Source organism: Mesorhizobium sp. M4A.F.Ca.ET.020.02.1.1 (assembly GCF_004022645.1).
GTDB lineage: Bacteria > Pseudomonadota > Alphaproteobacteria > Rhizobiales > Rhizobiaceae > Mesorhizobium.
The window spans coordinates 1-5799 of the sequence record NZ_RZOI01000378.1 but is presented as its reverse complement, the minus strand read 5'-3'; the positions used below and the strand labels follow the sequence as shown (position 1 = coordinate 5799).

Below are 5799 nucleotides of genomic sequence, written 5' to 3'. Positions count from 1 at the left end.
GTGGTAGAGGACGTCGTTGGTCGCCAACAGCGGCATGCCCAGCCGATCCGCCATCGCCGCCGCCTGCTCGATGCGGAAACGGTCGTTGCCGCGATAATCCGGCGAGACGGCAAGCCGAAGGGCGGCGCCAAAGCGATCCTTCAGCCGGCTAAGCATTGCAAGGCCGACCTCGGCGTTTGCGGACAGCTCAGGCAGGACCGCCAGCGACATCAGGTCCCCCCATTCGAGGAGGTCGCTCAGCTTCAGCAGCGTGGCGCCCTTCTCGTTCTCGTCGCGCAGATTGGCCTGCGTCAGCATGCGGCACAGATGTCCCCAGCCGGCGCGGTCGCGCGGATAGGCGAGGATGTCAGGCGTGCCGTCGCCGAACACCAGGCGGCAGCCGGGATGATAGGCAAGCGTCTCCACCCTGGACTGTTGCCAGGCGCGCACGACGCCCGCCACCGTATTGCGGTCGGCAAGCCCGATCGAGGAGAAGCCGAGGAATTTCGCCGCGACCACCAGTTCCTCCGGCTTGGAGGCGCCGCGCAGGAATGAGAAATTCGACTGGATGCCCAATTCGGCATAGGCGGTGGCGGCAAGCGCGTTCATGCGAAGACCCCGTGCATGAACCAGCGCGGCGGCGTATCGGACGCGCCGTAAAGGCCCTGGCGATAGAGCCAGTAGCGGCGGCCGTCGCTGTCCTCGATGCGGAAATAGTCGCGGGTCGGCGCTTCCTCCTCGCCGGGAAGCCTTCGCCACCATTCCGCGGCGATGCGTTCCGGCCCTTCGGCGCGGGCGACGCGGTAGAGCGCGCGCCGCCAGCGGAAATTCATCGGCGGTCCCTCGGGCATCTCGGTGGCCGGCACCTCGATCGGCTCGGGCGAACGGAACAGGCGGATCGGCCGTTCCGGCGGATAGATGGTCACCGGCGGAACGGCGCGCTCCGGCCGCTTGAGCGGCGCGCGCCTTTGCGGCGCCTCGGAGAAGGGGACAATAGTGACGGCGCGCTCCGGCAAATGGCTCTCGACGGCAACCGGCCGCAGCACCGCGGCCTCGCCGAGCCGGGCGCGGACGCGGTCGGCGAATAAAGCGATATCGGCGTCATCGTCGTTGGCCTCGCCGCTGAGATCGGCCTGCTGCATGTCGAAGGCCGCCGCCGACAGCACCGAGAGGCGCACGAGGTCGAAACCGTAGCCGGCGTCGATGTCCTGCTCCAGCGCGGCAAGCCGTTCGTGGAACAGCCTGCGGATCAGCGACGGCTCGCGCAGCGGGCGCGAGGTGCCGACGGCGATGCGGCTGACGGCGCCGTCGACGCGGAAGAGCAGCAGGGCGAGTGCCCTCGCGCCCTCGCCGCGCCGCTCGAGGTCGCCCTTCAGCGCCGTGGCCAGCCGGCTCACCAGCCGCTCGATGTCGTCGGTCAGCACGACCGGCTCGGCCAGGTGGCGCTCGACCGAAAGCGGCGCCACCGGCAGGCGCGGCGACACCGCCTCGTCGAGGCGGCCGAGCGCCTGGTCGAGCCGCAACAGCAAGCCAGCGCCGAAGCGGCGGGCAAGCGGGGCGCGGGGTGCTGCCATCACCGCGCCCGCCGTGCGCAGGCCGACGCTTTCGAGGCTGGCGCGCGTTCCCGGCTCGATGCGCAGTGCCGCGAGCGGCAAGGGCGCCAGCAGCGTCTCTTCCTCGCCGCCGGCGACGATGCGGTCGCCATGAAAATGCGCCGCCGCCCAGGCGGCGCCCGGGGTCGCCGCCAGCCCGGCGCGGACATCGAAACCCTGCTCAAGGAAGCGGACGAGGATCTCGTCCTGCATGGCGCGTTCGCCGCCGAACAGATGCGTGCAGCCGGTGACGTCGAGGAACAGGCCGTCGGCGCCGTCGATCGCCACCAGCGGCGTGTAACGGTCGCACCAGTCGGCGAGGCCTTCGAGCAGGCGGCGGTCGGCCTCGGGATCGGCCTCGACGATGTCGATCGCGGGGTGCATGGCGCGCGCGTCGGCGATGCCCATGCCGCGCTTCAGCCTGAGCGCCTCAGCCCGCTCGTCGAGGGCGGCGATGCGCTGGGCGTTCATGTCGCGGTGGCTGATCACCAGCGGTGGGTGAGGCGGGGGCAGGTGATCCGACGGCCGGGAACGCCAGGACCGCCCCAGACGCTGGCGCAGGATGCGGTCGGCGGCGAGATGCGGAAACCACAGCGACAGAATCCTTTGTTCTTTCCTTGCCCCTTCTTTCTTCGAAAACATGTTCATCGGGGTTCCACTCCAGTGTGAATTGTCCGGGGAGCGCGGTGCGGCTCTTGCCGATGCCGACGGTGAAGGCGGGGCGGCCGATCGAGCCGGCCAGCGGCCCGGCGATCGTCGCGCGGCTTGCCGAGGGCGCGGCCGACACGATCAGGCGCACGGGCGCGGCGGTTGGCTCGGCCTCGCCGGCCTGGCGCAGCAGGAACACCGGCCGGCCGGCGTCCTGGGCGCGGGCGTGCAGCCGCCGCGTCGCGGTGAGGTCGAGCGGCCGCGGGCTGCCGCGGATTTCGAGGATGACGGCGGCGAGCGCCGTCATGCGGGCGGCCTCCTCGGCGATCCACAGCGCGTCGAGCAGCCTCGGCGCCTCGGAAAACAGCAATTGTTCGGGCGCGATGCCGAACAGGCTCCGCAGCCCGCCGGCATAGGGAAAGCCGGCCTCGCGGAAGATTTCCGAGGTGCCGACCCACAGCACCGGCAAGCCCGGCTGCCGCGCGAGGATCAGGCCGGCAAGCGACAGGGCAAAGCCGGCGACGGCTCCGGCGTCGCGGGTTTCAGTGCCATGGATCTCGCTCAGCGCCGTCTTCGGCAGGCCGCCGCCAAGGGCTGCGTCGAGCGGCTCGACACCGGTGCGCAGGAACGCATCATGCGATGCAACGGCAAGGCCACGCCGAACCACCGTGACATCGGCGATGTCATCAGGCGACGCGCCGGCCGGCGCCGCAAGGCGCTCGGGCAGCGTTCCCTCGATCTTCGCGATTTGGCGGCGCAGGGCAAAAACAGTCTCCCGCGCCACGGCGGTCATCGCCATGACGGTCAACTTTCAGCAGCATTGTTCCTGTTATGTTCTTATAGATTCCAGAGGGTACCCCAAGAGTCAAGCCGACTCATTGTGAATTTATTCCTCTGTCGTTACGCGCTTTAGCGTTGGCCATCGAAGGCCAGCCGGGCCGCAAGTCCCGCAAAGACGCTCCCCAGCAACAGCTGCGGCGCCCGCTGAAACCGCGTCCGCCTCGACAATGCCGCGCCGATCCGGCTGGCGGTCAGGATGACCAGGCCATTGACGACCAGCCCAATCAGATTGAGCACGGTTGCCAGCACCAGTATCTGCCCCGCCACGGACCCGGCCTGCGGCTGCACAAATTGCGGGAACAGCGCCAGCACGAACAGCGCCATCTTCGGGTTGAGGAGATTGGTCAACAACCCCTGCCGGACGATGCGCCCTTGCGAGTAGCGCGGCAGGCCGGCAACCGGCGCAAGCGCTGTCCCGTCGGAGCGGAACGCTTTCCAGGCGAGATAGGCCAGATAGGCGGCGCCGGCGTAACGCACGATGTCGTAAGCGATGGGAACGGCAAGGAACAGTTGCGACAGGCCGAAAGCAGCGGCCAGCGCATGACAATAGGTACCAGCGGCGATGCCGACATAGGTCGCCAGGCCCGCCGCACGCCCCTGGCTGGCGCTGCGGGATGCGATCAACAGCATGTCCGGCCCCGGCGTCGCGGTCAAAGCGAGGCAGGCAATGGCGAAAAGTCCAAGGGTGGAAAAGTCCGGCATGGGAGCTCCTGATACATGGCCGGAACCGACCCGTACGCGATTCCCGCGCGGCAGCAAAGGATACAAGATACAGGAACTGCCGCATCATTTGCCTCGACCGGCGCGAAAGCCTATATGCCGGGATCAAAGGACAAAGAATGGCCCGCATCTACAAGACCCGCACCTGGCACGACCAGCTTTCGCCGTCGATGGAGGAGATGGAGTTCCTGGCGCTGGAGGCCTACGCCCATCTGCCGGAGGATTTCCGCAAGCTCACCGGCGAGATCGTCATCCAGATCGCCGATTTCCCGACCGACGAGATCATGGACGATCTTTCGCTGGAAACGCCGTTCGACCTGCTCGGCCTGTTCGAGGGGCGCGGCATCGCCGAGCGCTGGAACCCGCAGACCGGCGAGGGGCCGAACCGCATCACGCTCTACCGCCGCGCCATACTCGACTACTGGGCCGAGAACGAGGAGACGCTGGGCGACATCGTCACCCATGTGCTGATCCACGAGATCGGCCACCATTTCGGCCTGTCGGACGACGATATGGAGCGGATCGAGGAGGCGGCGGAGCAGACGGCCTAGGGCTTTCGCGAAATCGCATCGCGCCGTTCCTCTTTCCCCTCCGGAGGGAGAGGAAGGGTGCCTGCACCAAAGCGGGTTGTTGCCCGCGTCTACCAATCGCTGAGCTTGGTGTCGGGCGTGTAGTCCTGACCCTCGACATCCTTCACCACAGCCTGACCGCAGCGCATCGATTTGGTCTTCTTGTCATAGGCATAGGTCGGCGAGCCGAACAGGTGCCAGCCCTTGTTCAGCGACGCCGTCACCTTGTGGCAGAAGCTGGAGTCGTCAGGGCCGGACAGAAAGCGGTAAAGTTTCATTTTTCAGTCCCCGTGAGTTTGCGGCAATCGCCCGAAAGCGCATCATGCGCCGATGGCGGCGGCCTTCGCCAGAAGTTTCTCGGCCTGAGCCAGATGCAGCCGCTCGACCATGCTGCCATCGAGCGCGATGACGCCCTTGCCGGCATTCTCGGCAAGCGCGAAGGCCGCCGTCACCGCGCGGGCCTGGGCGATAGCCTCCGGCGACGGCGCAAAGGCCCGGTTCGCCGCCTCGATCTGCGCCGGATGGATCAGCGACTTGCCATCGAAGCCCATGGCGGCGGCTTCCACGCATTCACGGGCAAAGGCGTCAGAATCGCGAAAATCATTGGCGACGCCGTCCAGTACATCGACGCCGCCGGCGCGCGCGGCCAGCACCAATTGCATCAGCCAGGGCGTGAGATAGCGCCGGTCCGGCGTCGCAAGGATACCGGTCTCCTTGACCAAATCGTTTGTTCCGGCAACGAAACAAGCAAGGCGCGAGGCGGGATCGCGGCCGAGCTCGGCAAGCGCGCCGATGTTTAGCAGGGCTTTCGGCGTCTCCACCATCGCCCATAGTTTCACCGTGTCCGGCGCGAAATTGTCGTCGAGCAGGTCGGCGGCCTCCAGCACCTCGCGCGGCGTGACGACCTTCGACAGAAGGATGCCGTCGGCCTCGCCTTTCGCCGCCGCCAGCACGTCGTCGATGCCCCATTCGCTCCCCAGCGCGTTGACGCGAACGATCATTTCGCAGCGCCGGTTCGGGCGTTCGGCCAGGATGCCCGCCAGCCTTTGGCGCGCCGTGACCTTGTCGGCTGGCGGCACGGCGTCTTCCAGGTCAATGATCACGGCATCGCAGGCAAGCGTCGCGATCTTGGCCAGCGCCCTGTCGTTCGAGGCCGGGATGTAGAGCACCGAGCGGCGCGGGCGGTAGGTTTGCATTCTCGATCTATGCCGCCTGTGGACAATGGAGGCAAGCCGTGCGGCGCAGCCAATCGTGGGAAGTCGGCGCCGCCCCTCATCGCCCGCCGGGCACTTCTCCCCGTATAGTGACGGGGAGAAGGGGCTGGTGTCCGAACCGGATAGATAGGTAACAGAATGGACCGATTGCATAGGTGACAGTTTTCTCCCTCGCCGGAGGACCCGGCGATGGTTTGGCGAGAGACTGGCATCATGGACGAGCGGCTTCGTTTTGTA

7 protein-coding genes are annotated in these 5799 nt (G+C 67.3%); 1 reads left to right on the top strand and 6 read right to left on the bottom strand.

The window, feature by feature from the left end; translation table 11 throughout:
* From EN742_RS21610 to EN742_RS21595, 4 genes are all read right to left on the bottom strand, one after another.
* On the bottom strand, positions 1-588 hold a 588-nt coding region (locus tag EN742_RS21610; protein WP_128333252.1), incomplete at its 3' end, for a PHP domain-containing protein.
* Positions 585-2042 (bottom strand): DNA polymerase Y family protein, encoded by a 1458-nt coding sequence (locus EN742_RS21605; RefSeq protein ID WP_245455300.1) that lies wholly within the window; start codon positions 2040-2042, stop codon positions 585-587. The genes EN742_RS21605 and EN742_RS21610, both read right to left, overlap by 4 nt.
* Entirely contained in the window at positions 2002-3018 is a 1017-nt protein-coding gene (locus tag EN742_RS39500) for a hypothetical protein (RefSeq protein ID WP_126057378.1), read from the bottom strand. Before EN742_RS39500 ends, EN742_RS21605 begins: the two co-directional genes overlap by 41 nt.
* A 110-nt stretch (positions 3019-3128) precedes the next feature.
* A complete protein-coding gene (locus EN742_RS21595; RefSeq protein WP_126057379.1) occupies positions 3129-3761 on the bottom strand; it encodes a LysE family translocator in 633 nt (210 codons plus the stop codon).
* A gap of 137 nt (positions 3762-3898) precedes the next feature.
* On the opposite strand from EN742_RS21595, the gene EN742_RS21590 reads away from it, so the two are divergent.
* Entirely contained in the window at positions 3899-4330 is a 432-nt protein-coding gene (locus EN742_RS21590) for a metallopeptidase family protein (protein ID WP_126057380.1), read from the top strand.
* 89 nt (positions 4331-4419) lie between these two features.
* On the opposite strand, the gene EN742_RS21585 is transcribed toward EN742_RS21590, so the two are convergent.
* A complete protein-coding gene (locus EN742_RS21585) occupies positions 4420-4626 on the bottom strand; it encodes a DUF1737 domain-containing protein (RefSeq protein ID WP_126057381.1) in 207 nt (68 codons plus the stop codon).
* A 42-nt stretch (positions 4627-4668) separates the two neighbouring features.
* Complete coding sequence (locus tag EN742_RS21580; protein WP_126057382.1) at positions 4669-5544, bottom strand: CoA ester lyase; 876 nt, start codon at positions 5542-5544, stop codon at positions 4669-4671.
* Between the last annotated feature and the right edge of the window lie 255 nt (positions 5545-5799).

Coding starts and splice junctions, on each gene's coding strand:
- EN742_RS21580 (WP_126057382.1), bottom strand. CDS start 5,544: ATGCAAACCTACCGCCCGCGCCGCTCGGTGCTCTACATCCCGGCCTCG.
- EN742_RS39500 (WP_126057378.1), bottom strand. CDS start 3,018: ATGGCGATGACCGCCGTGGCGCGGGAGACTGTTTTTGCCCTGCGCCGC.
- EN742_RS21605 (WP_245455300.1), bottom strand. CDS start 2,042: ATGAACGCCCAGCGCATCGCCGCCCTCGACGAGCGGGCTGAGGCGCTC.
- EN742_RS21585 (WP_126057381.1), bottom strand. CDS start 4,626: ATGAAACTTTACCGCTTTCTGTCCGGCCCTGACGACTCCAGCTTCTGC.
- EN742_RS21595 (WP_126057379.1), bottom strand. CDS start 3,761: ATGCCGGACTTTTCCACCCTTGGACTTTTCGCCATTGCCTGCCTCGCT.
- EN742_RS21590 (WP_126057380.1), top strand. CDS start 3,899: ATGGCCCGCATCTACAAGACCCGCACCTGGCACGACCAGCTTTCGCCG.